The sequence below is a fragment of the Bradyrhizobium sp. UFLA06-06 genome, assembly GCF_054820065.1.
On record NZ_JADFUD010000003.1, the window covers coordinates 125,994 to 152,403 of the forward strand.

The 26,410-nt window shown below is 64.2% G+C and carries 28 protein-coding genes and 1 tRNA gene; 14 read left to right on the forward strand and 15 right to left on the reverse strand.

Annotated elements, in window-relative coordinates; translation table 11 throughout:
- Positions 1-89 precede the first annotated feature (89 nt).
- The 4 genes from IF803_RS03775 to IF803_RS03790 all read left to right on the forward strand — a co-directional run bounded on the left by IF803_RS03775 (position 90) and on the right by IF803_RS03790 (position 2,494).
- Positions 90-743: a LexA family protein gene (locus tag IF803_RS03775; protein WP_461191317.1), complete on the forward strand. Its 654-nt coding sequence runs from the start codon at positions 90-92 to the stop codon at positions 741-743.
- Positions 744-1,000: 257 nt separating this feature from the next.
- On the forward strand, positions 1,001-1,138 hold the full coding sequence (locus IF803_RS03780; protein WP_461191318.1) for a hypothetical protein: 138 nt from the start codon (positions 1,001-1,003) through the stop codon (positions 1,136-1,138).
- Between the two features lie 216 nt (positions 1,139-1,354).
- Positions 1,355-1,564 (forward strand): hypothetical protein, encoded by a 210-nt coding sequence (locus IF803_RS03785; protein ID WP_461191319.1) that lies wholly within the window; start codon positions 1,355-1,357, stop codon positions 1,562-1,564.
- Positions 1,565-1,699: 135 nt separating this feature from the next.
- Complete coding sequence (locus IF803_RS03790) at positions 1,700-2,494, forward strand: hypothetical protein (RefSeq protein ID WP_461191320.1); 795 nt, start codon at positions 1,700-1,702, stop codon at positions 2,492-2,494.
- 133 nt (positions 2,495-2,627) lie between these two features.
- Here the strand turns inward: IF803_RS03790 and IF803_RS03795 are convergent.
- The 3 genes from IF803_RS03795 to IF803_RS03805 form a co-directional block, all read right to left on the reverse strand.
- Positions 2,628-2,702 (reverse strand) — tRNA-Glu (locus IF803_RS03795).
- A 145-nt stretch (positions 2,703-2,847) separates the two neighbouring features.
- Positions 2,848-2,997, reverse strand: coding sequence for a hypothetical protein (locus IF803_RS03800; RefSeq protein WP_016844593.1), 150 nt, complete (start codon positions 2,995-2,997; stop codon positions 2,848-2,850).
- Positions 2,998-3,081: 84 nt separating this feature from the next.
- The gene (locus IF803_RS03805) at positions 3,082-3,426 is read right to left on the reverse strand and encodes a hypothetical protein (protein WP_461191321.1); all 345 of its coding nucleotides are present in this window, start codon (positions 3,424-3,426) and stop codon (positions 3,082-3,084) included.
- Positions 3,427-3,604: 178 nt separating this feature from the next.
- Between IF803_RS03805 and IF803_RS03810 the strand changes: the two genes are divergently transcribed.
- Complete coding sequence (locus tag IF803_RS03810; protein WP_461191322.1) at positions 3,605-4,837, forward strand: hydantoinase/carbamoylase family amidase; 1,233 nt, start codon at positions 3,605-3,607, stop codon at positions 4,835-4,837.
- A 7-nt stretch (positions 4,838-4,844) separates the two neighbouring features.
- Here IF803_RS03810 and IF803_RS03815 read toward each other — a convergent pair whose 3' ends face one another.
- Positions 4,845-5,750, reverse strand: a complete 906-nt coding sequence (locus tag IF803_RS03815; RefSeq protein ID WP_461191323.1) for a sulfite exporter TauE/SafE family protein — start codon at positions 5,748-5,750, stop codon at positions 4,845-4,847.
- A gap of 355 nt (positions 5,751-6,105) precedes the next feature.
- On the opposite strand from IF803_RS03815, the gene IF803_RS03820 reads away from it, so the two are divergent.
- From IF803_RS03820 to IF803_RS03835, 4 genes are all read left to right on the forward strand, one after another.
- A complete protein-coding gene (locus IF803_RS03820) occupies positions 6,106-7,143 on the forward strand; it encodes a PrsW family glutamic-type intramembrane protease (protein ID WP_028342108.1) in 1,038 nt (345 codons plus the stop codon).
- Positions 7,144-7,222: 79 nt separating this feature from the next.
- On the forward strand, positions 7,223-9,082 hold the full coding sequence (locus IF803_RS03825) for an acyltransferase family protein (protein WP_461191324.1): 1,860 nt from the start codon (positions 7,223-7,225) through the stop codon (positions 9,080-9,082).
- A gap of 88 nt (positions 9,083-9,170) precedes the next feature.
- Positions 9,171-9,743, forward strand: coding sequence for an HdeD family acid-resistance protein (locus IF803_RS03830; RefSeq protein WP_038386803.1), 573 nt, complete (start codon positions 9,171-9,173; stop codon positions 9,741-9,743).
- A gap of 241 nt (positions 9,744-9,984) precedes the next feature.
- A complete protein-coding gene (locus IF803_RS03835) occupies positions 9,985-11,070 on the forward strand; it encodes a 3-deoxy-7-phosphoheptulonate synthase (protein ID WP_304500132.1) in 1,086 nt (361 codons plus the stop codon).
- A gap of 66 nt (positions 11,071-11,136) precedes the next feature.
- Here IF803_RS03835 and IF803_RS03840 read toward each other — a convergent pair whose 3' ends face one another.
- The 4 genes from IF803_RS03840 to epmA are packed head-to-tail and all read right to left on the reverse strand — an operon-like array spanning position 11,137 to position 13,789.
- A complete protein-coding gene (locus IF803_RS03840) occupies positions 11,137-11,403 on the reverse strand; it encodes a hypothetical protein (RefSeq protein WP_028342111.1) in 267 nt (88 codons plus the stop codon).
- 22 nt (positions 11,404-11,425) lie between these two features.
- Positions 11,426-11,638: a hypothetical protein gene (locus tag IF803_RS03845; protein WP_038386801.1), complete on the reverse strand. Its 213-nt coding sequence runs from the start codon at positions 11,636-11,638 to the stop codon at positions 11,426-11,428.
- Between the two features lie 10 nt (positions 11,639-11,648).
- Entirely contained in the window at positions 11,649-12,740 is a 1,092-nt protein-coding gene (locus tag IF803_RS03850; protein WP_461191325.1) for a lysine-2,3-aminomutase-like protein, read from the reverse strand.
- Entirely contained in the window at positions 12,737-13,789 is a 1,053-nt protein-coding gene (epmA, locus tag IF803_RS03855) for an EF-P lysine aminoacylase EpmA (RefSeq protein ID WP_461191326.1), read from the reverse strand. The genes IF803_RS03850 and epmA overlap by 4 nt, the downstream gene beginning before the upstream one ends.
- Before the next feature lie 536 nt (positions 13,790-14,325).
- Here epmA and efp point away from each other — a divergent pair.
- The 3 genes from efp to IF803_RS03870 all read left to right on the forward strand — a co-directional run bounded on the left by efp (position 14,326) and on the right by IF803_RS03870 (position 17,399).
- Entirely contained in the window at positions 14,326-14,892 is a 567-nt protein-coding gene (efp, locus tag IF803_RS03860) for an elongation factor P (protein ID WP_016844580.1), read from the forward strand.
- A gap of 128 nt (positions 14,893-15,020) precedes the next feature.
- Positions 15,021-16,625, forward strand: coding sequence for a M23 family metallopeptidase (locus IF803_RS03865; protein ID WP_461191327.1), 1,605 nt, complete (start codon positions 15,021-15,023; stop codon positions 16,623-16,625).
- Positions 16,626-16,976: 351 nt separating this feature from the next.
- On the forward strand, positions 16,977-17,399 hold the full coding sequence (locus IF803_RS03870) for a DUF805 domain-containing protein (protein WP_461191328.1): 423 nt from the start codon (positions 16,977-16,979) through the stop codon (positions 17,397-17,399).
- Between the two features lie 21 nt (positions 17,400-17,420).
- Here the strand turns inward: IF803_RS03870 and IF803_RS03875 are convergent, their stop codons facing one another.
- From IF803_RS03875 to IF803_RS03885, 3 genes are all read right to left on the reverse strand, one after another.
- Positions 17,421-18,314 (reverse strand): dihydrodipicolinate synthase family protein, encoded by an 894-nt coding sequence (locus tag IF803_RS03875; protein ID WP_461191329.1) that lies wholly within the window; start codon positions 18,312-18,314, stop codon positions 17,421-17,423.
- Between the two features lie 145 nt (positions 18,315-18,459).
- On the reverse strand, positions 18,460-18,966 hold the full coding sequence (locus IF803_RS03880) for a cupin domain-containing protein (RefSeq protein WP_461191330.1): 507 nt from the start codon (positions 18,964-18,966) through the stop codon (positions 18,460-18,462).
- A gap of 37 nt (positions 18,967-19,003) precedes the next feature.
- The gene (locus IF803_RS03885) at positions 19,004-19,483 is read right to left on the reverse strand and encodes a carboxymuconolactone decarboxylase family protein (RefSeq protein ID WP_461191331.1); all 480 of its coding nucleotides are present in this window, start codon (positions 19,481-19,483) and stop codon (positions 19,004-19,006) included.
- A 95-nt stretch (positions 19,484-19,578) separates the two neighbouring features.
- Here IF803_RS03885 and IF803_RS03890 point away from each other — a divergent pair, with 95 nt between their 5' ends.
- Together IF803_RS03890 and IF803_RS03895 are read left to right on the forward strand one after the other, a co-directional pair.
- Positions 19,579-20,154 (forward strand): MarR family winged helix-turn-helix transcriptional regulator, encoded by a 576-nt coding sequence (locus IF803_RS03890; RefSeq protein ID WP_461191332.1) that lies wholly within the window; start codon positions 19,579-19,581, stop codon positions 20,152-20,154.
- A 140-nt stretch (positions 20,155-20,294) separates the two neighbouring features.
- Complete coding sequence (locus IF803_RS03895) at positions 20,295-21,530, forward strand: lytic murein transglycosylase (RefSeq protein ID WP_461191333.1); 1,236 nt, start codon at positions 20,295-20,297, stop codon at positions 21,528-21,530.
- 284 nt (positions 21,531-21,814) lie between these two features.
- On the opposite strand, the gene IF803_RS03900 is transcribed toward IF803_RS03895, so the two are convergent.
- The 4 genes from IF803_RS03900 to glpX all read right to left on the reverse strand — a co-directional run bounded on the left by IF803_RS03900 (position 21,815) and on the right by glpX (position 26,386).
- The gene (locus IF803_RS03900) at positions 21,815-22,633 is read right to left on the reverse strand and encodes an SDR family NAD(P)-dependent oxidoreductase (protein WP_461191334.1); all 819 of its coding nucleotides are present in this window, start codon (positions 22,631-22,633) and stop codon (positions 21,815-21,817) included.
- A gap of 18 nt (positions 22,634-22,651) precedes the next feature.
- Positions 22,652-24,493 carry a single-stranded-DNA-specific exonuclease RecJ gene (gene recJ, locus IF803_RS03905; RefSeq protein ID WP_461191335.1) on the reverse strand — a complete coding sequence of 614 codons (1,842 nt, stop codon included), beginning with the start codon at positions 24,491-24,493 and terminating at the stop codon, positions 22,652-22,654.
- A gap of 55 nt (positions 24,494-24,548) precedes the next feature.
- On the reverse strand, positions 24,549-25,268 hold the full coding sequence (locus tag IF803_RS03910; RefSeq protein ID WP_461191336.1) for a haloacid dehalogenase type II: 720 nt from the start codon (positions 25,266-25,268) through the stop codon (positions 24,549-24,551).
- A 119-nt stretch (positions 25,269-25,387) separates the two neighbouring features.
- The gene (glpX, locus tag IF803_RS03915; protein WP_028332190.1) at positions 25,388-26,386 is read right to left on the reverse strand and encodes a class II fructose-bisphosphatase; all 999 of its coding nucleotides are present in this window, start codon (positions 26,384-26,386) and stop codon (positions 25,388-25,390) included.
- Positions 26,387-26,410 lie beyond the last annotated feature (24 nt).

Consider the following 26,410-nt stretch of genomic DNA (forward strand, 5'->3'; position numbering starts at 1 on the left):
AGCCAGGGTTGGTCTCACGTTGCTTGGTCATCCACTCATCGAAGCGCATGACGGCAGTTCAACACCATTTTGGTGATGATTAGCAAGATTTGCTCACCAAAATGGTGCTATATCATGACACCATTTTGGTGCCACATCCCGCCATGAAGGGTAAATATCCAAACGGTCTGGCCCATGCCTTGGCGAGGCGACCGGACGTCACGCAAGCCGATCTCGCGAAGGCCGCAGGCACTAGTCCGCAGCAGATAAATCGCCTCCTCCAAGGCGAGCGGGAGATGACCGCGCTATGGGCCGAGCGCCTCGCCCCGCCACTGCGAACATCGCCAGAAAAATTGGTGTTTCCCAGTTTGCGGACATTCCGAGCCCCGCTGCTGTCTTGGGTGAGCGCAGGCAGGCTAGCCCAACAGGAAGGAGTGAAAAAATCCGACGTCCGGAAGTACGTATATTTGGCGGACTTGCCTAAAGGAGACTGGATTGTTCTCGAGGTGCAAGGAGACTCGATGGACAGGATCGCTCCCGATGGCAGCTATATCTGCGTGAACCTCGCAGACCATCGGGTCGTCACAGACAAGTTTTACGTATTCGGCACTCCGGATGGGGAAGCAACGTTCAAACGCTACCGAGCCGGCAATCCGCCTCGACTGCAGCCTTATTCGACAAATCCTGACCATGAGACGCTGCAAATGACCGGGGAAACCCTCATTGTCGGCCGCGTCGGTCGCGTAATCAACGACCTAAGCTGAGGCGGCGAAGTCGCCCCATGATACCGCGCGCCAATCTATCACCATTTTGGTGTTGACGCATCACCGAACTGGTGTGATTTTGTTTCCCGTGAAACAAACGGGGAACTCCCATGCGACGAACTTCCTGCAATCGCCTTCCCGCTGCCGGCCGCGCGCGCTCTGCTCTCACCATCGTGCCTCACTACATTGATACCGCGCTCGTAAAACCGCGCGCACCGCTCTCGCCCAGCGAGACCGTCAAGCGTATGGCCGATGATATGCGTGAGGCTTCCTATCGCGAGGGCGGCCTCACGGAAGACGATCTTGAGCGCAAGGGCTTCACCCGCGCGCAGATCAGGGCGCACGTAGCGGACGCCCGCGCGCTGGCGCAGCAGCTCGCCGGGCCGAGCCTTTAAGAGCGGCCCTTCCCTGATGAAGCGCCTTCAACGCAATCACTACATTGCGCTTGCGCTGCTCGAATACTGCCCCTTCGAGCGGCATCCGCGCGGCGGTTGGCGGTTTGGCGCCAGGAGGATCACGAGCGAAATAGCCGACCGCCTCATCGCCGGCGGCCGCGCTCAGATCGTCGGCTGCAAACTGCAGCTGGTGAAGCCAGGGCATCGTGTTTGAGCATGCCGATCACCGAGAAACGACTGCTCGAAGCAATCGCGCTAGTTTCCGAGGTGATCATCCTGCATGGGGATAAATACGCGCCGCTACTTGATCGCCTTGAGCAAGAGCTCGAGGCGATCAAGCGTTACGAAGATCCCGTTAGCCGCGCTCGGCGCCATCTTGAACAGCGTGCATGGGAGCAACGAAGCACTGAGCAGGCAAGGGTCTAGCAGCACCGCCGAAGCCGAGCGCTGTCGCGGCAAGCCGCTAACCAGTGCCGTTATTGTATTTGCAATGCGGGGAACGCTACCATGAGTAGCGCCGGGGTTCATTGTACGCCCGGCAGGCTATGGAGCCTGTGGGACATGCTGCATGCATACGGCTTTCTATTCGTCCATTTTATGGAGCAGATCGATGAGATTTGCATGGTCGCGGCCCAAAATCCGGACGGGACTTGGAATGAGAACATAACCACCGGGAGCATGGCGAGCGGGCCATTCGAAACGCTCCTAAACACGGTGACGTATTTCGCCAGAGAAACCGGCATGCGATCCGTACAGGATCAGCTCGGCACCCTGCGACAAATGATCGATATCCTCAATCTACCACTAAGCGAGGTAGCTCCTGAATGCATTCAGTTGCGGGTTCGCTTGCGGGAAGAGTTGAAGCGGAAGGATTTCCTCTTCGTTTCAGAGGAAATGACTAAGCTCTACAACGAATCTGACCCGCGCAGAGGCGCGGTTGAGGGTACTGATCCGTTCAAGCTCGGCGACAAATTCAGGAATGCCCATGCAGACATTGCCAGCGCCGGAAGATGTTTGGCTGTCGAAGAGAGTACGGCCTGCGTTTTTCATCTCAGCCGCGCCTTAGAGGCTATCGTCAAAAAGCTTTCGAGCAGGATGGGAATAACTGTTACGCACAAAACGCCATGGCGCGTGCTGACGAACTCCTTAGACGCGAAAATCAAAAAAATGCCGGATGGCACGGTCGCAGCAAAGCGGAAGAAGAACAAATGGGAGCTAGCCTGCACCCATCTGCATCATGCTGGATCAGTTTGGCGCAATGAAACGATGCATCCAGCCGCCACCTACACGCCCTCTCAGGCGAAGGATGTTTACGATGCCTGCCGGGTTCTTATGAAGTCACTCGCCTGCCTGTAGCGCTATGCGTAACGAATGGAACGTTATGAGAACACCGCAGGTATTCGTCGCGTCCAACAAAACGTCCAACACGCCGCGCGGCGGAATCTTAAAGCTTTGATACTAATGTGGTTTTTCGTGCACGTGCGCGCAATGGCGCTCCCTAGCGGAATCGAACCGCTCTCTCCACCGTGAAAGGGTGGCGTCCTAACCGATAGACGAAGGGAGCAAAACTTCCGGCAAATCAATACGTTAGACGTGAGATGCGCCGGACTGGCCACAGCCCTCAAGCCGCGACGGGCGAACGTATAGTGGCGATTGGCCGGGCGGGCAAGCGTTCAGAGCGCTTTTCCCGGATTGCAGGTCACTGGAGATCACCTGCAGGACAATCCGGCCTCGATCGAGGTCCAGAAGCCGCAATGCGTCGGCACATGTGCATGCGCCCGCGAACCGCCGACGTGAATCAGGATTGCGGCGGCAAGCGCGACGACGACGACGGGAACAATGAATCTTCGGATCGACATGCGCCTGCGCATCGACCGACATCGTGGCCTAACTAAGGCCTGCGAGCCGACTGGATGCTCGGCAACGGCGCTCAGCGCCAGCCGTTAGTGATTGCTGGCGACGTCCTGACGATTATTCGGCTGCGCCGCCACAGGCGTCCGCTTGATGCAGGTGCCGCAGATTACGAGCTTGCGCGCCAGCCGCTCGTCGGCGTCCGCTTCCGACAGTTGCGCGCCCGACGTGTCCGCCACTGCGGGCGACGCGTTGCGCGCATGGCGCCGCGGCTGCGGGAGATTGGGGTCCTGTCCGGCACCGTCCCAGGCCAGCGGACCTGTCCCCGGCGGCGGCGTGGTCATGCTGTATTGCTGCGAAACCTGCGCGCAGGCGCCGAGCGCGATCGGAAAAAACAGCACAGCGGCCTTGCGAGCCCAGTTCCGGAATGCAGACATGATCACACTCTCACGCTATTCGTACTGCGACCTAAGAGCAGAACCGCTAAGAAATCGTTTGCCCTGATTGTTCCGTCGCACCCAACCACGACGGCATCAAGACGGGATTGAGGCGCCAAGGAGCAAATCGAGGCGCAAATCAAGACGCGAAATCAAGACGGCAATCCGGAGTCCAATCATGCCAGGCATCAACGGTCGCTTCGACGGCAAGCGCGTGCTGGCCGATCTCAACGCGCTGCGCGCGATCGGCGCCTACAAGACCGGCGTGCACAAGCCGACATTCTCCGAACCGCATCTGCGCTCGCTCGACTGGCTCGCGGCGCGTTTGCCCGACGCCAATCTCACCGCAACGATCGACGGCATCGGCAATGTGCTCGGCTCCAGCGCGAAGACGGGACCAAAGCTGCTCGCCGGCTCGCATCTGGAGAGCCAGAGCCATGCGGGCTGGCTCGATGGGCCGCTCGGCGTGATCTACGCGCTGGAGGCGGCGCGCGTCATCAATACGGATCCCGACGCGAACGGCGCGGTCGAGGTCGCTGCGTGGTGCGACGAGGAAGGACATTTCGGCAGTTTCCTCGGCAGCCGGTCGTTTGTCGGCGCGGTGACCGAAGCCGACATCGATTCAGCCCGCGACCGCTCCAGCGATCGCACCATGCGCGATGCATTGCGCGACGCAGGCTTCGCCGGCCGCCCGCGCCTCAACGCCGAGGCCGGCCGCCACATCGGCTATCTCGAAGCGCATATCGAGCAAGGCGACACGCTCGAAAGCAGCGGGCTCAAGATCGGCGTCGTCACCTCGATCGTCGGCATCTGGCAGTATCACATCACGTTCACCGGCGAGCAGAACCATGCCGGCACCACGCGGATGGCGGTGCGCAGGGACGCCGGCCTGGCGCTGGCGCGGTTCTGCGTCGCGGTCGATGACAGCTTCCCTGCCCTGTCGGGACCGCGCACGGTTTGGACCACCGGCCGCATCACGCTTGACCCGGGCGCGCCGAGCATCATTCCAGGCGGCGCCGAGATGCTGTTCCAGATCCGCGACGACAATCCCGAGGTGATCGCCCGCCTCGAACAACAGCTGCATCGCCTGGCGGCCGAGGCCACCGCTCAGGGCCGTTGCGGCGTGAAGGTTGAGCGCATCCGCACCGGGGTGCCCGCGATGATGACGCCCGCATTCCAGGATGCGATCGAAGCCGCGAGCGCAGCTTGCGCCGGCGGCAAATCGATCCGCATGCCGAGCGGCGCCGGCCATGACGCCCAGGTCCTCGCCACCATCATGCCGGCGGCGATGCTGTTCGTGCCGTCGATCGGCGGCATCAGCCATCACTGGAGCGAGAACACCGACGACGCCGATATCGTCACGGGGGCCGAGGTGTTTGTCGAAACCTGCCGGCGCCTGCTCGCAGGTTAGAGCACCTTCAGGTCGGACCGCTCCGGTTGCCCGATTTCAGCGAAGCCAGCGCGTGCGAGTTCTGCATGGTGCCTCTCCTCGCGGTGAAGAAGACGTACAGCAAGCAGACGTCGATCAGGATCGTGCCGGCCATGACGCTGTAGGCCCACGGGCTTTCCATCAGCTTCACTTCGATCAACACGCGCGACAGGCCGAATCCCACGACCCACGCATCAAAGCTCATGCAGATCCGGCGAAACGTCTCGGCGTCCAGCCGCCGGATCAGCCAGGCACCGAGCGGTATGCCGAGGACAACGCAGGGAACGAGCACGAACAAGAGGCTCCGGCTCTCGTCGATGAACAGACCGAGCTTGTAGTACGCGATTGCAGTCAGGCTGGACTCCGTCACCCGAACCAGTGCGAGACCGGCCCGAAACTCATCTTTGACGAGGCCCTGATTGTTGAAAAGGATCGCCAGCGGCGGGCCCGAAATGGTCGTGACCGAGTACAAGACCCCGAGCATCGTTCCAAAAGGCAAACCGACCAGCCATTTCGACTGGATCGGCCTCCGCCAACCGGCCGCCTGCAGCAGAATGAGCGGCAGAATGATCGAGTAGGTGGCGAACTTGGTCCAACCGGGCTGAAGCGACGTCAGCGCAAAGGCTCCGACCGCGATGCCGGGCAGCATACCGATGAGAATAGGCAGCACGCGCCGCCACACGGCCGGAACACCGCTCAGGTTGATGCACAGAACATACAGATTGACGAAGACTTCGACGATGACCACCGCGGGATTGAGGACGCGGTTGGTGTAGAAGACGAGTGCGACCGGCACCGTGAGCGAGGAAAACCCGTAACCAAGCGCGCCATTCACAAACGCCGCAAACAGCGCGATCACGGCAAGAACGATCACAGCAGAATCAATCGAAAGCATCTCTGGCTTTTACCGGATCAGTCGCCTTGCCCACGGCATTATAGCCCAACGAAGGGAACGCGGTGCCGAAAGCTGATTGGACCCACCGGTCGCAATCCCACCCATCGTCGGGGTTATCGAAGCTCCTGCGCCTGGAAACGCCATGGGCCTGCCTCCCGTCAGGAACCTGTCCGGGAGCCGCCCTCCCCCTTGAGCTGATCAAGGCCCGCAACGGCACCTTTCCAACCCGCTTTCGTAAGGCACCGTGGCATATTGGTCACGAGAACGGCATCAGACCGATTTGCAATCCGCTGAACTTGCTGCCATTTCTTCGGCACGCATCGCTTTGGTGCCATCAAAGGGGCCCGTCCGGCTCATGTTGTTGCTTGAGTCGCTTCCAACCGTTATCGGCGCCGCCGCCATTGCCCCCGCATTGCTGGTGTTGTGGCTCGTCATCGCCGCCGACGAGCGCCCCGGACCGCCGGTGCAGGTGTGGCTCGCCTTCGTGCTCGGCGCGGCCAGCATCTCGCTGCTCGGCCTGGCGCGAATTCCGTTCAATGCGCTGCTCGCCATTCCCGACAATCCCTGGGCGACGCAGGCGGTGCGTGCAGCTTTCGGGGTCGCGGCACCGGAGGAGATCGTCAAGGTTCTCGTCATCGTCGTCATCTCGACGCGGCGCCGCGCCTTCGCCGATCCGATGGATACGGTGGTCTACGGCGCGGCCGCCGGACTTGGATTTGCCGCCTATGAGAACCTCGCCTATCTGGTCCAGCACAAGGACATGTGGCGCGCGCTCGCGGCGTTGCGCAGCGTGCTCACGGTGCCGTTCCACGGCGCGCTCGGTATCATCGCCGGCGCCTATCTTGCGATCGCGCGCTCCGGCGGCGCGCTCGGCGCCTACCGGGGTCACCGCGACTGGGCGCGCATGACGAACTGGGCGCTGGTGCTGGTCGCACCGGTTGCGCTGCACGCGGCGTTCGATTTTCCGCTGCTCGCGCTCCAGCGCATCCCCGATCTCGGCTCGACCACGCGGCTGCTGCTCGGCTCGGCCAGCGTGCTGATCGGTTTCTCCTCGATCGGCTTTGCGATCCGCCTGGTGCGACGCCTCGGCAAGCATCATGCGCCGCGCACCGACGTTGCGCGCGAGCGGCTCAGCCAGTTGCGGCGGATGTGGGCGCTGCTGCTGATCGGCGGCGGCGCCGGCTTTGCCGGCGTCTCCTTCCTGCTCACCTCGCTGCATCATTGGTACGTCAATCCCGAACGCAATGCATCGTTCATCCTGGTCCCGATCGGCTTCACCTCGATCCTGATCGGACTGGCGCTGCTGATCGCGACCACCGCCGTCTACTTCCTCGGCCGCAACCGGATGCGGACCGCCTCGGAGGGCTTTCCGTCCGCACCCGGTCAAAGCTAGCGCCCCGGCCGGCACCGCTCCCCTTGCAAAACAACCTCGGCAGGTTCAGGGAGAGACACAGACTAGGCGCGAGAGGACGATGGGGCACAACTACAAGAATTATCGGCCGGATATCGACGGCCTGCGGGCCGTTGCCGTCTCGTTGGTCGTGCTCGGCCACGCGTTCCCGCAATATGTTCCCGGGGGTTTCGTCGGGGTCGACATCTTCTTCGTCATTTCCGGCTACCTGATCACCGGGATCATCTATGGCGACATTCAGAACGGGAGCTTCAGCCTTGCGACGTTCTATGCGCGTCGCATTCGCAGGATTTTTCCCGCCCTGATCGTCGTCTTGATCGCCGCCTTCATCGCCGGATGGCAACTTTTGATGCCGAGCGAGTTGGTAGCCCTTGGAAAGGAGATTGCGGCAGGCGCGGGTTTCTCGGCAAACCTGCTGTTCTATTCGGAAGGTGGCTATTTCGATGCGGCCGCGCAAACGAAGCCGCTGCTCCATCTCTGGTCGCTCGGCATCGAGGAACAGTTCTATCTTGTCTGGCCTTTGCTGCTGTGGGCGCTGATGCGATGGCGGATCGCCGCCGCCGCTCCCCTTGCCCTGATCTTCATCGCATCGCTTGTCGCAAATATCCTGGTCGTTCGAACCAACCCTGAAGCCGCATTCTACCAGCCGTTCACGCGGGCGTGGGAGCTCGCAGCCGGAGCATTGGTGGCCGTCTTGCTGCCCAACGGATTCTCCGCGGCGCGCGATCTTCTCGGATGGTCCGCGCTCGCAGTGATCGCGGCGGTAACCGCGTTCTATTCGCCCTCCATGACCTACCCCGGGATCGCGGCGGTGGCGCCGGTCGCCGCAGCAGCTGCCCTCATCATGTCAGGTCGCAATCGATTTCTCTCGACCCGTACCGCGGTCGCGATCGGGCTGATCAGCTATCCGCTCTACCTCTGGCATTGGCCGATCCTGGTTTTTGCGGCGAGCTTCAAGGGTCGTCCCCTGACTTTGGCCGAGAACGGGCTGGCCGTTGGGGCCAGCTTCATTCTGGCCTGGGCAACCTATCGCTACGTCGAGCGCCCAATCAGGTTCGGGCAGTGGCGGGTGGCGCCGGTCCTTGCGGCATCGATGGTGGCCGTTGCATCGGTGGGAGCATTGGCGATCGTCGACGGCTTTGCCTTTCGGCTTCCGGCGATCGTTCGCGAAGCCGGCGCCATGACCGTATCCAGGGACTTCCTGAGATACGGCGAATGCCATATCTCCGCTTCCGCCGATCCCGCGTTTGATCCGAGTTGCGTCGACGCCAGCAAGCGCCCGCTTGTTTTCGTATGGGGCGATTCGACCGCCGGCATGCTTGCCGCCGGGCTGCGGCAAGTCCAGGGCGATCAATTCGGGTTAGCCCAGTTCACCGTCAATTCCTGCCCGCCGCTCTTCACCGCGCAGGCCGAGACCATTCCGTTTTGTGTTCAAACCAACCGCCACATCGTTGCTGCGGTTGCCCGCTCGCACCCCGATGTCGTGCTCCTGCACCTGGTGTGGAGCAGAGAACCCACCGCCGACGATCTCCGCCCGACGATTGCCGCCCTCAGACAGGCCGGCGCCGTTCGTGTCATCCTGGTCGGCCCTGTCCCGGTCTGGACCGACACGGTACCCCATCTGACGGTGCAATATTTCCTGCGCCATCATGCATTGATCCCGGAACGCAGCCACGACGTGCGATTGACCAAGCAGACTGACGACAGGGTTGGGCAGATCGCCGCCGATCTCGGGATCGAATATCTGTCGCCCTATGACGAGCTGTGCAACGCGGACGGATGTCTGACGAGGGTCGGGACCAGCGCAAACGACCTGGTATCGGCCGACTTCCTGCATCTGTCGCCGCGCGCCTCGCGATATCTGGCGGCCAAGCTTGTGCCAAGGATTCTGGCTGTCGAAAACCGCCATGCGGAAAGATGAGCGCACAGCTATTGCTGCCGCAACTGACGGGCTGACCATTTATAACGGGTTAGGATAGACTGCACACGCGCAGATCCGGAGAGCCGCGATGACCCTGTCCAACGACCTCGACAAGCTGCGATCGGAGATGCAGGCCGCGGTGAAGGCGCATTGGAAGGCGTTCCTGTTCGAAGGCATCCTGCTCGTGATCCTCGGCATCGCCGCGATGATCGTGCCGACCTTCGCGAGCCTCGCCGTCACCATCTTCCTCGGCTGGATGTTCCTGATCTCAGGCATCGGCGGGCTGATCGTGACGTTCTGGGCGCGCAACATGCCGGGCTTCTGGTGGTCGCTGATTTCGGCCGCGCTCGCCGTGCTGGCCGGCATGGTGCTGCTCGCCCGTCCGATGCAGGGCGTGCTGACGCTGACCATCGTGGTCGGCGCCTATTTCGTCGCCGAGGGCGTCGCCACCATCATGTACGCGCTGGAGCACCGCCGCGAATTGTCGGGACGCTGGTCGTGGCTGCTGATCGCCGGCCTGATGGACGTCGTGATCGCCTTCTTCATCATCGCCGGCTTGCCGGAATCCGCGGGATGGGCGATCGGCCTCCTCGTCGGCCTCAATCTGATGTTCGGCGGTGCGACCCTGATCGGCATGGCGTTGGCGGCGCGCAACACCTGACGCCGAACCGCGGGGGGGGGGGCTTGCTTTTGGGGGGTGACAGCCCCAAATCCCTGCGCTATAGAGCCGCCCCATGATCACATCCGCCACCAGCTATTTTTGGTACTTTAGCTACGACAGCTCGCTGGCGGCAGGAGGATCGCGCTCAATCTGAAGAATTGCAGCAAAAGTCCAAAACAAGCCGCCAGACCTGGCGGCTTTTTTGTGTGCCGGCAGGTCCCGAACTCCAAAGGAGCCAGCCGTGTTGAGTACGACAGACGATCTTCGCATCAAGGAATTGAAAGAGCTCAGTACGCCCGAAGAGGTGATGCGGGAGGTCCCGCGCACCCTGACGGCGACCCGGGTGGTGATGGGCGCCCGCAACGCCGTCCACGCGATCCTGAACGGCACCGATGACCGCCTGCTGGTCGTCGTCGGCCCCTGCTCCATCCACGATCCCGCGGCGGCCGTCGACTACGCCGAGCGCCTCGCCAGCCTGCGCGAACAGCTCGCCGACCGCCTCGAGATCGTGATGCGGGTCTATTTCGAGAAGCCGCGCACCACCGTCGGCTGGAAGGGGCTGATCAACGATCCCGATCTCGACGGCAGCTTCGACATCAACAAGGGCCTGCGGCTCGCCCGCAACGTGCTGTCGGCGGTGAACAATCTCGGCCTGCCGGCCGGCACCGAATTCCTCGACATGACGACGCCGCAATACATCGCCGATCTGGTCTCCTGGGCCGCGATCGGCGCGCGCACCACCGAGAGCCAGATCCATCGCGAGCTGGCTTCCGGGCTGTCCTGCCCTGTCGGCTTCAAGAACAGCACCGACGGCGGCGTGCGGATCGCGGCGGACGCGGTGAAGTCGGCCTCGCACCCGCATCATTTCATGGCGGTCACCAAGGGCGGCCGTTCGGCGATCGCCGCCACCAGCGGCAACGAAGACTGCCACGTCATCCTGCGTGGCGGCCGGGCGCCGAACTATGATGCCGCGAGCGTCGATGCTGCCGCCGCCGAGCTCGGCCGCGCCGGTGTCGCAGCGCGGCTGATGATCGACACCAGCCACGCCAACAGCAGCAAGAAGCCGGAGAACCAGCCGGCAGTTGCCGCCGACATCGCGCGCCAGGTCGCAGGCGGCGAACAGCGCATCATCGGCGTGATGATCGAGAGCAATCTTGTTGCGGGACGCCAGGACGTCGTGCCGGGCAAGGCGCTGACCTACGGCCAGAGCATCACGGATGGCTGCATCGACCTCGGGACGACGGCTGACGTGCTGAAGCAGTTGGCCGATGCCGTCGACGCAAGGCGCAGCGTGCGGCGTGGTGGCCTGCAGGAGCGTTCGGCCTGACACGGCCGGACGGATTGAGCGTTGCCGGCGGGGCGTACATCGCGCTCCGCCGGTCTCTTCCGTGGCTTAGCAGCCGCGGCAGATGCTCTTGATCTTCTTGTCGAGCGCCGCGTCTTCCTTGTTGGCCTGACTGTTCGGATCGCTGATGTTCTTCTCGTTGCCAACGTCGCCGCGGCGCGGCTGACGATGTCCGATCGGCGCCTCCGGGACCGTCCCGCCCTTCTGCATGGAGGACGATCCGCCCTGCTGCTGCGCCCATGCCTGGGACGTGCCAAGCTGGGGCGCTCCGGCCGCAACCATCATCAGAGCCATCAACAAAACTGTCTTCCGCATCTCGCGTCTCCGCTTCTCAACCCTATCGCGCCCGTTCCGGGACCTCGACGGTAGCACAGTTGCGTCGCCCCTGCGCTGCGCAATCCTGTACCTTCCGTATATCGGCCATCGTGCCAAGGAGCCAGATTCCCGCGGCGACCAGCACCACAAAGAAGCCGAACATCACAGCATTTTCGATGCTGCGGTTGCCCTCGTCCTCGGGCGGCTCCTGCCGTCCGTCCCTGGCCCCGCTCATCGCCGCCGCCTCAGGATTGCGGCGGGTAAAGATGAACGTCGCCGCAATAATCGACGATACGGTAGCGCCGTTCCACCGGATCTTCACGTTCGCGGGAAGCCGGCTGCGACAAATAGCTCGGGCCGATCGGCGCCTTGCCGTGGCCGCCGGGGATGTCGAGCACATAATCCGGTTGACATAGTCCGGAAACACGCCCGCGCAACGCCCGCATCAATTCCTGCCCGGCTTCGATCGTGGTGCGCAAATGCGCAGTGCCGGGCGCAAGGTCGCCGTGATGCAGATAATAGGGCTTGATCCGGCACTCCACGAAGCCGCGCATCAACGCCTCGAGCGTCGCAGCATCGTCATTGACGCCGCGCAGCAGGACGGACTGGCTCACGAGGGGAATGCCGGCGTCTGCAAGGCGCGCGCACGCCGCGCGGGCATTGGTGCTCAGCTCACGCGGATGGTTGGCGTGGATCGCAATCCAGGTCGTCGCGCCATCGACCCGCAATGCCGCGATCATCTCGGGATTGATACGGCCCGGATCGGCGATCGGAACACGGGTGTGGAGGCGAACGATCTTCACATGATCAATGTCGGCAAGATCGGCCATGATCTCGGTCAGCCTGCGCGGCGACAGCATCAAGGGATCGCCGCCGGTCAGGATGACTTCCCAGATCTCCGGATGGCTGCGGATGTAATCCAGCGCCGCGCGGTAGGCGTCATCGGACAAGGCCGAGGCCTTTCCCGGCCCGACCATTTCGCGCCGGAAACAGAACCGGCAATACACCGCGCAGACATGGACGAGCTTGAACAACACCCGATCGGGATAGCGATGCACGATTCCGGCGACCGGCGAATGCGCATCGTCGCCGATCGGATCGGCGTTCTCGCCCGGCTGCTCGACGAGTTCGTCGGCGCTCGGGATGAACTGCCGCGCGATCGGGTCGGCGGGATCGGCCGGATCAATCAGCGCGGCGAGCTCCGGCGTCACCGCGACCGCGTAGCGCGCAGCGACCCGCTCGAGCCCGGCAAGTGCTGCGACCGGCGCGAGCCTGGCATCGACCAGCTCGCGCGGCTGTCGCAGCGTCGCCGCCAGCTTTGGATCGATCCTGTTCATGTCTCTCCCGCAGGCGGTGTCCAGACCACCTGATCAATTCGTGGCGCGCCGCTCGCCAGCATCACCAGCCGGTCGAAGCCGAGCGCGACGCCGCTGGCCTCCGGCATCTGGCCGACCGCGGCAAGGAAATCGTCGTCGAGCGGATAGCGCTCGCCATAACGGCGGGCCTTCTCGTCCATCGCTGCGGTGAAACGATGGCGCTGCTCGGCCGCGTCGGTCAGCTCGCCAAAGCCGTTGGCGAGCTCGACGCCGCAGGCATAGACCTCGAAACGCTCGGCGACATCAGGATCGCCGGCCTTGGTGCGGGCCAGCGCGGCCTCTGGCGACGGATATTCGAACAGCACCGTCAGACGGCCCTGCCCCAGTTGGGGCTCGACATGCTCGACCAGCACCTTGCTGAAGATATCGGACCAGGTGTCGTCATCTGCAACCCGCACCCGCGCTGCTGCAGCCGCCGCAAGCGCCTCGCGATCGCCCGCGCCGCCCGTGATCGTCGCCAACAGATCGATGCCGGCGAAGCGCTCGAAACCTGCCGCGACCGTCAGCAATTCCGGCTCTGCAAACGGATCAGCCGTCCTGCCGCGGAAGGAAAACCGCCCGATCCCGGTCGCCTGCGCCGCATGGGCGATCACGACGATCGTGTCGGCCATGATGGCGTCATAACCGGCATTGGCGCGGTACCATTCCAGCATGGTGAATTCGGGCAGATGCAGGTCGCCGCGCTCGCGGTCGCGGAACACCCGCGCGAACTCGTAGATCCTGGGCTCGCCGGCCGCGAGCAGCTTCTTGCAGGCGAACTCCGGCGAGGTGCGCAGATAGCGCGGCGCATGCGAGCCATCGGCCTGCCTGAGCTCGGTGCGGGGCGCGTGCAGGTGGGTCTCGTTGCCCGGCGAGATCTGCAGGATCGCGGTCTCGACCTCGGCAAATCCCTGCTCCTCGAACCAGGCGCGCACCGCCCGCGTGATCGCGGTCCGCGCCTGCAGGAACGGCCTGCGGTCGACAAAGCGCTGCGGCGTCCACCAGGGCGACGGCTGGTCATGAGCTGTCATCACAAGGGTATCCCCATGGATTCAACATCAACGAGCCGCCATCCGCACTCAAGAGTCTTGCACAATCGATTGATTCCACACAAGTTCATAACCCCGCACAGCCCCCGGCCTTCGCGGAACGCGGCGAGGCTGGTCCCTTCTTGTCGAAAGACGCGCACCTTGTCCATGCGCGCCCGGCTGAACCTGAACGACGGCTCGCACGTCCCATCCGGCGACCGATAAGCCACTCGGCGAGGAGAGGAAACGCCTTTCCCTTGGGTCGAGGACTGGCGCTGCCGCTACGATCTGAAGACCGGCACATTCTCGGTTCCTGCGAGCTTTGCCGAGCACAACCGGACCGCACTGAAAACGCCCGATCCGGCCCGAAAATAGCGCCGATCGGCGCGGCCGGGACGGTTCGCAACCTTGCGAATTCGACCGCAAAAGACTGGCATCTCAGGGACAAATCAGTATGTTGCAGCCCGAAATCGCCGCCATGGCCGAGGGGCTGCCGATCCGGTTGGCGCCCTTAGGCTCTCAAATTCAGGAAAACACCTTTGAAAGTCATCGCCAGTTCCATCCGCAAGGGCAACGTCATCGAGCAGGACGGCAAGCTCTATGTGGTCCTTTCCGCCGAGAACATTCATCCCGGCAAGGGCACCCCGGTCAGCCAGATCGAAATGCGCCGCATCGGCGACGGCGTGAAGGTCTCGGAGCGCTACAAGACCACCGACCAGGTCGAGAAGGCCACCGTCGAGGACCACAACTACAACTACCTCTATGAAGATGGCGACGGCTTCCACTTCATGAACAACGACAACTACGACCAGGTCCAGGTCTCCAAGGAAATCGTCGGCTCGTCTGCGCCGTATCTGCAGGAGAACATGACCGTGAAGCTCTCGATGCACGAGGGCAACCCGGTCGCGATCCAGCTGCCGCAGCGCGTGACGCTGGAAGTGGTCGAGACCGAGCCCGTGACCAAGGGCCAGACCGCCTCCTCGTCCTACAAGCCGGCCATGCTGTCCAACGGCCTGCGCACCGGGGTGCCGCCGCACATCACCACGGGCACCCGCATCGTGGTCATGACCGAGGACGGTTCCTACGTCGAACGCGCCAAGGACTGAGCGCTTGAGGCGCGGTGGGATTTGAAATGAATCGTCACCGCGCCTCAACTTGTTGGTTAAGCATCAACTTTACCGAAAACCGCTACACACTTTTCCGGAACTTGCTTTAGTCTCTCGGGCGAACAGACATGAGCCCGGGGAGTGCAGTGAACAGGAAGGTGGTCAGCTTCGTCAGTTGCTGGCTGGCAGCCCTGCTCGCGCCTCTTCCCGGCGCCCATGCCGACGAATTCCGAACGCCATCGATCTCGGCCATGCGGGTCGAATGGCGTGCCGTGCTCGACCAGTTGCGGCAGGAGATCGGCAGCCGCCCGGCCGTCTCCGCCGGCTTCACTTTCGCCGGACAACGCCGCGTTCCCTCCACCGATCCGCGGGCGACGCCTGCGCTGGTGCAGTTGAACGCGGTGACGGCGCCGCTGTTTCCCGGCATCGCGCAGAGCCCGATCCCGGTGCTGCTGCCGTTCGATCCCGCCAGCTATCTCGACGCGCGGCAAAACGGTGCGCCGGACAGCCTGTCGATCGCGCGCTACCAGGCCGACTTCCGCGCGGTCGATTTCTTCCATGCCGGTGCGTCCGGCTACGATGCCGTGTTCTCGCTCGACCCCGGCGCCGGTGACGGCCTGCCGCCGCGAACATTTGCGAAGCCGGTCGAGGTGCAGATTTCCGGCTCGATCCTGGTCTACGACCTCGCCGACCGGCTCGGCGGCAAGGGCGAGCCGGTCAAGACGCTGGCCGCGCAGTTTCCGGACCTGCGCCGCTTCATTCGCGAGGGCTATGTCCGCTACGCCTTCACCCGCTTCGGGATTCCCTATGTCGTGTCGATCCAGTGCCTCGACAGCGCGCCGCGGCCGAAGCGGCTGGCCTGCCGCGAGGCCTATCCGGTCGTCGAGCGCTTTCTGAAGGCTTTGCGCGTCGCCGGCGGCCAGCCGTCACGGCCGCGCAGCGACGTCGCCTCCGACATCGCCGAGCGGCCCGCCGCGCAATCCACCGACTTCACCTACCACCCGAGCGGCGACATCGTCGCAGGCAGCGGCGGCCGCAGGCAACTAGGCGGTCACGCCGACTTCACCGTCTATTCGCAGATCCGCTTTCCGCTCGAGAAGGCGCCGGCCTTCGCGCACTCGCAATCCTTCGCCAGGCGCAAGCCCGGCGCGGCCATCGACGCGTATCCCTGGCAGGACAATTTCTGCGAGGCGCGCAGCTTCGAGGTCGGCCAATGCGCCAGCGGCTACGGCCATCAGGGCCAGGACATCCGCCCCGGCGCATGTCCTGTCGACAGCAAGGATGGTTGCGACCCCAAACAGCAGGCGGTCGTTGCGGTGCGCGACAGCATCGTGATCCGCTCGCCGCAACAGCAGGCCGCGACATTGCAGGTCAACACCCGCACCGAGCACGTCCGCTTCCGCTACATGCACATGAACCCGTCAGTGATGGATGCCGACGGCCTGCTCAACGGACGCCGCGTCAGCGAGGGCGAGAAGATCGGCGTGGTCTCGAACTATCTCGACCACCCCAATGGCACGTCGCGGCATCTGCATTTCGACGTCCAGGTGTTCACGCGCGACGGCTGGCTGTGGGTCAATCCCTACACCACGCTGGTGTCGGCCTATGAGCGGCTGATCCGCGGCCGCGGCCGCGAGATCGGACCGGAGCCCGGACCTGCGGCCGCCGTGGCCCATGCCCTGCCCGACGACGTCTTGCATCGCATCGACACCCAGGAGGGTGGCGGCAACTAGAGTGTTGTCGAGCGAAGCCTGTCCCGCACTTGATGCGGGAGGGACACCGGTTCGGGGCGCACTGCCAAAATATCGAAAACAACCCCATGCAAAGTAGCCGGCGGCTGCCGTCGTTCGACACGACAACTTGACACGTCGGGCAAATCAGCGGCATTATTCCATTATTCCGAAATTGTGCAAACGCCCACCGCAGGTTCCATTCGGAATCGCATCGATGCGCGCCATGTCGCGGCGACAATTGCCAGCTTGAATGATCATGATGGAAGCGGCAATCCGCGGGAACATGTCCCGCTTTGACCATCGGACGCAAGTCTCTATCAGATGCCCATTCAGGCTGGACCACAACCAAGCATGCTCTCGACCTTCAGCTGGTTTTTTCTTTCGGTGAAAGGCCGCATCAGCCGGCAGGAATTCGGCCTGGGATTTTTCGGCCTCGTGCTGGTCGACATGCTCGTCATTCGTGTCGGCGTAAAATTCGACTCCGGCCCACGCTACTACGACAGCAATCCCCCCGCCGACGACCTGTCCGTCATGCGCTTGCTGCTCATGCTGTCATTGTGGCCGTTCACCGCGATCCTGGTGAAGCGGCTGCACGACCTCAACGTCTCGGGCTGGTGGGCGCTGACGATCCTCGCCATTCCCCACCTCGCCGCCGCGCTGCACGTCAAATACTGGATCCCCTATCTGGCGCTCGTCGCAACGCTGAGCGTGCTGCGGGGATCGAAGGGTGACAACCGGTTCGGCCGCGACCCGCTGGCGGGCGCCGGCATCTAGCGCCTTGCTCCGTGGTCGCGATCAGTCGATCTCGATCGCCGCCAACGTCTCCTTGACCCGCCTCTGAGCGTCCGCGGGCAGCGGCAATATCGGACGTGGAGGCTCGGCCGCACAGACCCCTCTGAGATTGGCAAGTGCGTAGACAACACGCAGACTGGAATATGTCCTGAACAGATCCCAAATCGGCCGCAGACTCGCGTTGAGCTCTCGCGCGCGGGCCGCATCGCCGCTCGTCGCGGCGCGAACGATGTCCACGCAGACCTTCGGGAAGATTCCTGCGACAACGCTGTACCAGGTATCTGCGCCCGCCAGCAGCGCCTCGGTGCAATTCCAGTCGGCACTGTAACCCAACGCAACGCCGTCCGGAACCACAGCCCGCAATTCCCTGAGATGGCCCGCCACGGTCGAAGCATCCAGCGCAGGACTTTTTACCGCGACGATTCCGTCCACACGACCCAACCGGCCGATGAGAGCCGGCGTGAATTGAAAATGAGTCGTTCCGGGATTGTCATAGACGCAGATCGGCAACCCGCTCTCGCGGGCCACGGTTTGAAAATGCTCAAAGACCTCGTCATCGGTCAGCGGCGTATAGGAAACCGCCGCCAGCAGGCCTGCCGTCGCGCCCGCATCACGCGCATCCTGGGCCAGCCGCACCGCATCGTCGGTGCGCAGTGCGCCGATGCCAACCAGTATTGGTGTGTTGCCGTCTGCCAAGGCGGTGGCCGCCTGCACGGCGCGCCGCCGCTCATCGCGGCTGAAATACGGATATGAGCCGGTACTGCCGAGCAGCCCGACCGAATCCACCTTCGCCGCAATCAAGGGGTCGAGCAAGGCGCGGAGCGCACCCACATCGACCCGTCCATCCCGGTTCGAAGGCGTTATCGGGAAGGCAGAGAGCCCCTTCAGACTGATCATCGGTTCGTCCCTCGTCGGCGGCTAACGCCGTAAGCTGCCGCGCAATCAATCGACGCGCCTCGTCGCGCGCAAGGTCCAGTTTCACGCTAACTGGGCACCAAACTGGTCCAGTGCGCGTCCCGCAGGACGAGCTTCCCGCCGGTCGTTATTCGAGCATCGTGGTCAGCTGCGCGCCCTCGTCGGCCACGAACACCGCGATCAGCTCCGCCGGCTCCGTAGTGCTCGCATTGGCCGAGACCATGTGGGTCGAGCCCGGCGGCTCGAAGAAGGACTGGCCGACCTTGAAGGTCTCGACCGGCCCGCCGCCGAGTTGGGAGCGGATTTCACCCTTGGTGATGTAGGCCGTCACCGAACCGGAATGGCGGTGCGGCGGCGTGAAGCCGCCGGGACCATAGAACACGCGCACCACCGTGACACGCTTGCCCGCCACATTGGGCAGCGCGTGCGAGCTGATGACCTCGACCTTGTCGAGCGGCGACGCCGCATTGGCGCTGGCGCACAGCGGCGCGATGACGGATGAGATCGCGTCCATCGGGGTCGGCAGTGCCTTGCCGATCACGAAGGCGGAGGCCAGTCCCGCGATCACGGCCAGCGCGACCGGCCGCGGCGGCCGCGCGAATGGAAGAGATGGTGTCATTGCCATCGAGGTCATTGCTTTTCTCCCTGTCAGTTGCCGTTCCCTCTCGACGTTACGAAGCCGCCACGTCCGCTCGCTGCCGGCGCGGCGGCGGCGTCCAGCGATAGGCCGCGCCGAACCGGTTCCAGACGTTGATCGATGCGATCGCCGAGGTCAGGTAAGTCAGCTCCTGCTCTGAGAATTCGGCGATGGCCTGCGCATAGACCTCGTCGCTGACGCCGTTCGGCAAGGTGGTCAACGCTTCGGTCCAGGCTAGCGCCGCGCGCTCGCGCGGCGTGAACTGCGGCGCCTCGCGCCACACCACGACGAGGTTCAGCTTGTCGGTGGGCACGCCAAGGCTCTCGCCCTGCAGGATGTGATACTGCACGCAGAACGCGCAGCCGTTGATCTGCGAGGCGCGCAGCTTGACGAGTTCGAGCAGCTGCTTGTCGAGGCCGGCCTTCGCCGCGAACTGGCCGAGTGCGCGCACGGCGGCGAAGACGTCGGGCGCGAGCTTCTCGAAGTCGGTGTATTCCTTGCGGGCATGTGACATTGGCCTGGCCTCATGTTATCAGTGTACTGAGATATTATCAGAGCTCTGATATCATCGGCAAGATGCGGACATCGGCGAAGGCGACAGCAGGCGACATGGCGGCAATGCAGAAACGAGGCAAATCCGGCACCGCCGAGCGGCGTCCGGTCGGAAAAGCCGCCGGCCGAAGGGCCGCAGCGAATACAGGATCGACCGCAGGCGACGTCCTGCTCGCCCCTTCCGTTCCGGCGCCGGGCGAAGGCAAACGCGGCGAACAGGGCTATCTCGCCTATCTGCTGCGCCAGGCCCACGCGGCCTCGCGGCTGTCGATGGAGCGCCAACTGGGACGGCTCGGCGTCACCTCGCCGCAATTCGTCGTGCTGACGATGCTGAAAGCCTATCCGGGGCTCTCAGGCGCCGATCTGGCTCGCGTTGCGCTGCTGACGCCGCAGACCGTGAGCGTGATCATCCGCAACCTCGAGCGCGACGGCGCAATCGGCAAGACGCCGCACCCGGTCCACGGCCGCGTGTTGCAATGGACCCTGACCGGCCATGGAACCACGCTGCTGGAGAAATGCCGGCAGATCGCCCAGGCCCAGGAACGCCGGCTCGCCGCCGGCCTCGACGCCAGGTCGGAACAGGTGGTGCGCCGGTGGCTGTCAAAAATCGCCACAGATTTGCAGGATAGCTAGAGCATGACCCGGAAAAGTGGGAACCGGTTTTCCCTCGCGACAAACGCGGAACGCGTTTGCGCGGAGGTCATGCTCAAAACAATGGCTCCTGCGTCGGCGTGGCTTTTGGCTCACCCGATCGGCGCCGCTACACTGGCCCGATGAAACAGCCTGATTCTCCGAAATCCCCTGCCCGCCGCGCCGTCCTGAGGGCGGGGCTCGCCGCAGGCGTGGTGCTCGTCAATCCGCTCGGCGCGCTGGCGGCAGCCCCTCCGGGCTTCGACCAGTGGCGCGACAATTTTCGCGCCCGCGCGTTGGCAAAAGGCATTTCGGAGGCGACCTGGAATCGCTGCATGGCGCGGGTCGAGCCCGACATGAGCGTGTTCAAGCAGATGCGTAACCAGCCCGAATTCCACGAGCAGATCTGGCAGTACATCAATCGCCGCGTCTCCGATTGGCGGATCATTCACGGCCGGGAAGCGCTGAAGAAGAATGAGGCGCTGTTCGGCCGGATCGAGCGCGACTTCGGTGTCGAGCGCGGCACGCTGCTCGCGCTGTGGGGCGTCGAGTCAGCCTATGGCGATCCGCTGGTGCAGCAGAACCACATGACGCCGGTGTTTCCCTCGCTGGCGGCGCTCGCCTGGAACGAGCCGCGCCGCAAGGCCTATTGGGAGACCGAACTGATCAACGCGATGAAGATCGTGCAGCGCGGCTGGAGCACGCCTCAGGAGATGAACGGCTCCTGGGCCGGCGCGATGGGGCATTCGCAGTGGATGCCGGAAGTCTGGCTCAATGTCGGCTTCGACTATGACGGCGACGGCAAGGTCTCGCCGTTCGGCCGGCCCGACGACGCGCTGGGCTCGACCGCGAAATATCTCGTCAATCGCGGCAAGTGGCACCGCGGCGAGCATTGGGGCTACGAGGTCCGCGCACCCGGCGGCGGCGCCAGCGGCAGCCGCACCTATGCGGCCTGGGCCAGCGCCGGCGTCGTCCGCGCCGACGGCCAGCCGTTTCCGCAGCCGAACGCATCAGCGCAACTGTGGATCCCGGTCGCGGGTGGCCCGGCCTTCCTGCTCGGTCCGAACTTCAATTCGGTGAAGAGCTACAACCCGTCGATGAACTACGCGCTGGCGATCTGCCATCTCGGCGATCGTTGCCTCGGCGGGCCGCCCTTCATCCAGCCCTTCCCGGGCTCGGAGCGCGCGCTGACGCTCGCCGAGGTGCAGGAGATGCAGACGCGGCTGACCAAGGCCGGCTTCGACACCGGCGGCACCGACGGCCGCGTCGGCAACGACACCATGAAGGCGATCAAGGATTATCAGATCAAGATGGGCCTGTTGCCCGCCGATGGTTACGGCGGGCTCAAGGTGCTGGCGCGGTTACGGCAAGGCGGGTAGCTCGCAGCACATACTCCGTGTCGTCCCTGCCTAGTGCGCAATTGCGCACGGGAGCAGGGACCCATAACCACAGATGATGATTGTTGCACACCGCTGGAATGACAAGTCCCGTTCACAACATCGGCCGCGGAGTATGGGTCCCTGCTTTCGCAGGGACGACGGCGGTTGGGATGCAAATGCGCCGCTCAACTCCTCGCAGCTGCGTAGCCCGGGTGAGCGAAAGCGATACCCGGGGCGGTTTTCCCGCATGTCGCTCCGCTCATGCGGGCTACGACAATTCGCGGCTAGCCGCTCAGAGGCTGCCGCACGACGCCGCCGGCGTTCATGCCGCCGTCGATCACGAGCTCGCTGCCCGTGACGTAACGTGACGCGTCGGAAGCGAGATAGAGCACACCTTGCGCGATCTCGATCGCCTGGCCGGCGCGGCCGAGCGGCGTGGCGAACCTTGCCCGTTCCTCCGGATCGATCGGCGCGTTCTGGCCAGCACCGGTCGCGCCGGTCGGGATCTTGCCCCAGATCGGCGTGTCGATGATGCCGGGATGCACCGAGTTCACGCGGATGCCGTCGTTTACCTGCGCGCACTCCATCGCGATCGACTTGGCGAACAGCCGCACCGCGCCCTTGGTGGCGCTGTAGCCGGAAAGGGTCGCCGCACCACGCAGGCCGGCCAGCGACGACATCATGATGATGGATCCGCCGCCAGTTTTACGCATCAGCGGCAGCGAGTGCTTCACCGACAAGAATACGCCGTCGATGTTGATGGCGGTCTGGCGACGCCAGTCCGCGAGCGACATCTCGACGATCGAAGGCGCCCCGATGCCGATACCGGCATTCGAGACCATGATGTCCAGGCGGCCATAGCGCTTGCCGATATCAGCGACAACCTCGATCCAGCGCTCCTCGCTGGTGACGTCCTGCGGCAGAAAGCTCACCTTGCGGCCGGCCTTCGTAAGACGGGCTGCGAGCTCCGGTCCCCTCAACTCATCGATATCGGTGGCAACAACGGTCGCGCCTTCCTGCGCGAGCAATTCAACGATGGCCTCGCCAATGCCTGATGCGCCGCCGGTCACCAGTGCGACCTTGCCTTCAACCTGTCCTGACATGTCCTCTCCCAACGTTTCTTATCGGATCACCGTCGGGCCCTGATCCGGCACCGCGACGTCGAGGACACGGAATTGCACACGTTCGGTGCCTTGCCAACGGTCGACCGCAAGCGAGCCCGCCACGTGCAATTGCTGGCCGCGATTTTGCGTCAAGGCGCTGCCGAGCTTCTGTCCGACGGAACGGAACGCGATACCGTTGACGATCGAGCCGTCGCCTGACTTGAAGCGCAGCCGCAGATGCGCCTGCCCGACCTCGTCGGCATAGACCAGCTGATGCGACGGCAGCGCGATCACCGGCTCCGGATTGGCGGCACCGAACGGGCCCGCGCGATTGAGTGTCGCGGCGAATTCCGGCGTCACCGCGCGCGCGGTCACGGCGCCATCGATGAACAGCTCGTTCTCGTGGCGCGAATTGGCGACGTCGGCCGCCAGCGCGCTCTCCATGTAGGCGCGGAATTCGGCGAGCTTCTCCTTGCGCAGCGTGACGCCGGCCGCCATCGCGTGCCCGCCGCCCTTCATCAAAAGGCCGTCATGCACCGCCTGCCGCACCGCCTTGCCGAGATCGACGCCGCCGATCGAGCGGCCCGATCCGGTGCCGATGCCGCCGGGCTCCAGCGCGATCGCAAACGCGGGACGCGCGAACTTCTCCTTCAGCCGCGCCGCGACCAGCCCGACCACGCCGGGATGCCAGCCTTCCGCCGCGGTGACGATGACAGCGCCCTTGTCCTCGAGCCCGAGCGAAGCCAGCGCCTCGGCTTCGGCCTGTGCCTCGGCCGCCTGCTCGATGACGCGCCGTTCGGCATTGAGGCGATCGAGCTCGGCCGCGATCCGCGCAGCTTCGGAGACGTCGCCTTCGAGCAACAACCGCACGCCGAGATCGGCGCGCCCGATACGACCGCCGGCATTGATGCGCGGCCCCAGCATGAAGCCCAGATGCCAGGCCTCCGGCGGGCCGTTGAGGCGCGCGACATCCATCAGCGCGGTGTGGCCGACATGGTCGCGGCGGCGCATCGCGATCAGGCCCTTGGCGACGAAGGCCCGGTTGAGCCCGATCAGCGGCGCGACATCGGCCACGGTACCGAGCGCGACGTGATGCAACACGCTAAGCAGGTCCGGCTCCGGCATCTCGCCGGTCCAGAAGCCGCGCTGGCGCAGTTCGCGATTTACGGCAACCAAGGTCACCAGCACGAGGCCGACCGCTGCGAGATGGCCGAGCCCCGAGAGATCGTCGGGCCGGTTCGGATTCACCAGTGCATCGACCTCGGGCAACACATCGCCGGTCTGGTGATGATCGATCACGACGACCGACATCCCGAGCTTCCTGGCTTCCGCCAGCGGCTCGATGCTGGTGGTGCCACAATCGACCGTGACGAGCAGCGTCGCGCCCTTTGCCGCCAGCGCGCGCACGGCGTCGACGTTCGGCCCGTAGCCTTCGAAAATGCGGTCGGGAATGTGGATCAGCGGCTCCAGCCCGCAATGGCGCAGATGCCAGGTCAAGAGCGCGGCCGAGGTCGCGCCGTCGACGTCATAGTCGCCGAAGATCGCAACCTTCTCGCCGCGATCAGCGGCATCCGCAATGCGCTTGGCCGCGTGCTCCATCTCGGTGACCGTGTGGGGGTCCGGCATCAGCTTGCGGATGGTCGGGTCGAGGAAGTCGGGAACCTCGTCGATCGCGACGTCGCGCCCCGCCAGAACGCGCGCCAGCATTTCCGGCAATTGATAGCGCTGCACGATCGCGAGCGCCCGCGCCGCCCCGCGCGCATCCAGCCGGTCGCGCCAGAGTTTCCCGGTCAGCGACCGCGTCACGCCGAGGAACGCCTGTGGCGCCTCAACGGGCAGTGCGGATGCGTGCAGCGTCATGATCCTTTCCCAATCAGGTAGGAATCGTAACGCTTCGATGATTTGTGGACCAGTTCTAGCAGCCCATCCGGCCGGCGATTTCCCCGAAATCCTTGGCCACGATGTCCCATTCTCCGGTGGCCTCGAAATCGTATTTTTGCAGCGGGCCGTATTCGGTCGGACGCGCCACGAAGGCGGTCTTCAGGCCGAGCTTCTGCGCGTGCTTCAGGTCGTAATTGTGCGCGGCGACCATCATCACCTGCTCCGGCGGCAGACAGAGCAGCTTCGCGGCGCCGAGATAGGTTTCAGGGTCGGGCTTGTAGTGCTCGAACAGCTCCGCCGACATCACGAGGTCCCAGGGCAGGCCTGCGAACTTCGCCATGTTGGTGAGCAGCGCGACGTTGCCGTTGGAGAGCGGCGAGATGATGTATTTGGTCTTCAGCCGGGTCAGGCCGGCGACGCTGTCGGGCCAGGCGTGCAGGCGATGCCAGCCCAGCGTCAGATGCTGTAGGTCGGCCTCGGTCAGCCCCTTGATGTCGAACTGCGCGACGAGTTTTTCCAGCGAGCGGCGGTGCAATACGTCCAGGATGACGTAGCCGTTCTGCGGGTTCTTGCGCACCTCGTCCATCGAGGCCGCATAGACTGCGCGCCAGCCATCGACCAGCGCGGTCCAATCGGCCTTGATACCGCGCGTCTCGCCCCATCTGGTGAAGTCGTTGATCAGGCTGGTGCGCCAGTCAACCACGGTCCCGAACACGTCGAATACCAGCGCCTTGACACCGGACAGATCGGACATGCGCGTCTCCCTTTTCTTGTTGTTGTTTACGCTGTCGTTCCGGGGCGATGCGAAGCATCGAACCCGGAACCTCGAGATTCCGGGTTCGTCCTTCGGACGCCCCGGAATGACAGCGGATATTAGTCCAGGTGGAATTTCTCGAGCTGCCGATGCTCGGCCTTGATGTAGCGCACGGTGCCGGTGACCGAGCGCATCACGACCGTCTCGGTCTCGATCACGTCCTTCTTGAACTTCACGCCGGTCAGCAGCGAGCCGGTGGTGACGCCGGTGGCGGCGAACAGGCAGTCGCCCTTGGCCATGTCCTCGATGCCGTAGATCATCTTCGGATCGGTGACGCCCATCTTGTGCGCGCGCTCGCGCTTTTCCTCGGTATCGAGGATCAGGCGGCACTGCATCTGGCCGCCGATGCAGCGCAGCGCCACCGCCGCGAGCACGCCCTCGGGCGCGCCGCCGGTGCCGATATACATGTCGACGCCGGTCTCATCGGGTTTGGCACAGTGAATGACGCCGGCGACGTCGCCATCGGTGATCAGCTGCACGGCAGCGCCGGTCGAACGCACGCTGTTGATGATGTCGGCATGGCGCGGACGGTCGAGCACCAGCACGTTGATCGCGCTGGGGTCGACGCCCTTGGCCTTGGCGAGCCGGCGGACGTTGTCGGCCGGCGGAGCGTCGAGCTCGATCACGTTCTTGGCGTAGCCCGGGCCGATCGCGATCTTCTGCATGTAGACGTCGGGCGCGTGCAGCAGCGTGCCGCCATCGGCCATCGCCATCGTGGCGATCGAGCCCGGCATGTTCTTGGCGCACAGCGTGGTGCCTTCGAGCGGGTCGACAGCGATATCGACCTTGGGACCGGCGTTGAGGCCGACCTTCTCGCCGATGAACAGCATCGGCGCCTCGTCGCGCTCGCCCTCGCCGATCACGATGGTGCCCTCGATCGGCAGCTTGTTGAGCTCGCGCCGCATCGCATCGACCGCGGCCTTGTCGGCGGCCTTCTCCTGGCCGTGGCCGCGCAGCCGCGCGGCCGACACCGCCGCGCGCTCCGTCACGCGCACGATTTCGAGCGTCAGGATGCGCTCGAGCAGCATCTGCGGCGGAACGGAAATATGGGTCGACATCGGCGTACTCCTTAAGCCTCGGGG

What these genes read in the sequence shown, in the direction of transcription:
- IF803_RS03780 (WP_461191318.1), top strand. Translation starts at nt 1,001, where the DNA reads ATGCGTGAGGCTTCCTATCGCGAGGGCGGCCTCACGGAAGACGATCTT.
- IF803_RS03785 (WP_461191319.1), top strand. Translation starts at nt 1,355, where the DNA reads ATGCCGATCACCGAGAAACGACTGCTCGAAGCAATCGCGCTAGTTTCC.
- IF803_RS03790 (WP_461191320.1), top strand. Translation starts at nt 1,700, where the DNA reads ATGCTGCATGCATACGGCTTTCTATTCGTCCATTTTATGGAGCAGATC.
- IF803_RS03800 (WP_016844593.1), bottom strand. Translation starts at nt 2,997, where the DNA reads ATGTCGATCCGAAGATTCATTGTTCCCGTCGTCGTCGTCGCGCTTGCC.
- IF803_RS03805 (WP_461191321.1), bottom strand. Translation starts at nt 3,426, where the DNA reads ATGTCTGCATTCCGGAACTGGGCTCGCAAGGCCGCTGTGCTGTTTTTT.
- IF803_RS03810 (WP_461191322.1), top strand. Translation starts at nt 3,605, where the DNA reads ATGCCAGGCATCAACGGTCGCTTCGACGGCAAGCGCGTGCTGGCCGAT.
- IF803_RS03815 (WP_461191323.1), bottom strand. Translation starts at nt 5,750, where the DNA reads ATGCTTTCGATTGATTCTGCTGTGATCGTTCTTGCCGTGATCGCGCTG.
- IF803_RS03820 (WP_028342108.1), top strand. Translation starts at nt 6,106, where the DNA reads ATGTTGTTGCTTGAGTCGCTTCCAACCGTTATCGGCGCCGCCGCCATT.
- IF803_RS03825 (WP_461191324.1), top strand. Translation starts at nt 7,223, where the DNA reads ATGGGGCACAACTACAAGAATTATCGGCCGGATATCGACGGCCTGCGG.
- IF803_RS03830 (WP_038386803.1), top strand. Translation starts at nt 9,171, where the DNA reads ATGACCCTGTCCAACGACCTCGACAAGCTGCGATCGGAGATGCAGGCC.
- IF803_RS03840 (WP_028342111.1), bottom strand. Translation starts at nt 11,403, where the DNA reads ATGCGGAAGACAGTTTTGTTGATGGCTCTGATGATGGTTGCGGCCGGA.
- IF803_RS03845 (WP_038386801.1), bottom strand. Translation starts at nt 11,638, where the DNA reads ATGAGCGGGGCCAGGGACGGACGGCAGGAGCCGCCCGAGGACGAGGGC.
- IF803_RS03850 (WP_461191325.1), bottom strand. Translation starts at nt 12,740, where the DNA reads ATGAACAGGATCGATCCAAAGCTGGCGGCGACGCTGCGACAGCCGCGC.
- epmA (WP_461191326.1), bottom strand. Translation starts at nt 13,789, where the DNA reads ATGACAGCTCATGACCAGCCGTCGCCCTGGTGGACGCCGCAGCGCTTT.
- IF803_RS03865 (WP_461191327.1), top strand. Translation starts at nt 15,021, where the DNA reads ATGAGCCCGGGGAGTGCAGTGAACAGGAAGGTGGTCAGCTTCGTCAGT.
- IF803_RS03870 (WP_461191328.1), top strand. Translation starts at nt 16,977, where the DNA reads ATGCTCTCGACCTTCAGCTGGTTTTTTCTTTCGGTGAAAGGCCGCATC.
- IF803_RS03875 (WP_461191329.1), bottom strand. Translation starts at nt 18,314, where the DNA reads ATGATCAGTCTGAAGGGGCTCTCTGCCTTCCCGATAACGCCTTCGAAC.
- IF803_RS03880 (WP_461191330.1), bottom strand. Translation starts at nt 18,966, where the DNA reads ATGACCTCGATGGCAATGACACCATCTCTTCCATTCGCGCGGCCGCCG.
- IF803_RS03885 (WP_461191331.1), bottom strand. Translation starts at nt 19,483, where the DNA reads ATGTCACATGCCCGCAAGGAATACACCGACTTCGAGAAGCTCGCGCCC.
- IF803_RS03890 (WP_461191332.1), top strand. Translation starts at nt 19,579, where the DNA reads ATGGCGGCAATGCAGAAACGAGGCAAATCCGGCACCGCCGAGCGGCGT.
- IF803_RS03895 (WP_461191333.1), top strand. Translation starts at nt 20,295, where the DNA reads ATGAAACAGCCTGATTCTCCGAAATCCCCTGCCCGCCGCGCCGTCCTG.
- IF803_RS03900 (WP_461191334.1), bottom strand. Translation starts at nt 22,633, where the DNA reads ATGTCAGGACAGGTTGAAGGCAAGGTCGCACTGGTGACCGGCGGCGCA.
- recJ (WP_461191335.1), bottom strand. Translation starts at nt 24,493, where the DNA reads ATGACGCTGCACGCATCCGCACTGCCCGTTGAGGCGCCACAGGCGTTC.
- IF803_RS03910 (WP_461191336.1), bottom strand. Translation starts at nt 25,268, where the DNA reads ATGTCCGATCTGTCCGGTGTCAAGGCGCTGGTATTCGACGTGTTCGGG.
- glpX (WP_028332190.1), bottom strand. Translation starts at nt 26,386, where the DNA reads ATGTCGACCCATATTTCCGTTCCGCCGCAGATGCTGCTCGAGCGCATC.